The sequence below is a fragment of the Streptomyces sp. SID3212 genome (genome assembly GCF_009865405.1).
In the GTDB taxonomy this organism is placed as follows: domain Bacteria; phylum Actinomycetota; class Actinomycetes; order Streptomycetales; family Streptomycetaceae; genus Streptomyces.
The window spans coordinates 1-945 of sequence record NZ_WWJY01000890.1 but is presented as its reverse complement, the minus strand read 5'-3'; the positions used below and the strand labels follow the sequence as shown (position 1 = coordinate 945).

General features: G+C 75.7%; 1 protein-coding gene. It reads right to left on the bottom strand.

Going from position 1 to position 945, the window contains the following annotated elements; all coding sequences use genetic code 11:
• Positions 1-945: hypothetical protein (locus GT042_RS26600; protein WP_161311265.1), on the bottom strand; the 945-nt coding region annotated here is incomplete at both ends.

The window sequence follows — 945 nt, the reverse complement described above, 5'->3', positions numbered from 1 at the left end:
GGATCGTCCGGGTCGCCCGACTCCCCACGGGCCGCCGCCAGGACCGCGCCGACCGTCGTCAGGCCGCCCAGCTCCCCCCGTACGCTCCGCCCCAGCGCCTCCACCGCGCCGTCCGTGCGCGCCCTGCCCCGGCAGTGGAACGCCAGCTCGCAGGCGGCCAGGCACTCGGGCGCGTACGCCGCCGTGACCGACTCCACGGCCGCCGTCAGCTCCGCGCCCGAGCACTGCTCCACGTCGAACGTCGTGCCCTCCGGGAGCGCGTCCGCGATGTCCTCGATCCGCGTCAGCCGGGTCAGCTGCCGCCGGGTCACCGACAGCTGTTTCCGTACGTCGACCACCGATGCCGTCGGCAGGTTCGAGAAGTCCTTCGGGCAGACCAGCAGCACCCGGTGGTCCACCTCCGCGCCTTCCGTACGGACGGCGACCCGTTCCAGCGCCAGCACGTACACCGCCGCCTGGCGCGCCGCCGCGCCCACCTTCGCCGCGTCCGCCGAACCGTCGATCATCGGGAACGACTTGATCTCGACGACCGTCCACCGCCCGTCGGGCCGTACCACCACCGCGTCCGGCTCCAGATACGCCGGGGAGCCCGCCACCTCCAGGGCCAGCAGCGGATGGTCCAGCAGCGCCCAGACCCCGGCCTCCGTCGCCTCGCGCAGCGCGAGGGCCGTCCTGGCCGTGCGCCCCTCGGGGCCCGCCGCCGACAGATCCGGTACGAGCACCTCGCCGGGCGCGGGGGGCGTGGCGCCCAGCCGCTCGGCGACCAGGCGCGTCAGTTCCGTACCGCCGTCGGCCTTGACCTTGGCCTCGAACGCGTTCCCCCGCATGAACGCGAACTGGGACTGGCCGAACGGGGCGGGGGAACCCAGCGCCGTCGCGAGCGCCGCCTTGTCGACCCCGGCGCCGTCCAGCAGCGCGCGGCGGCGGCAGCCGGGGTTGGCCGCG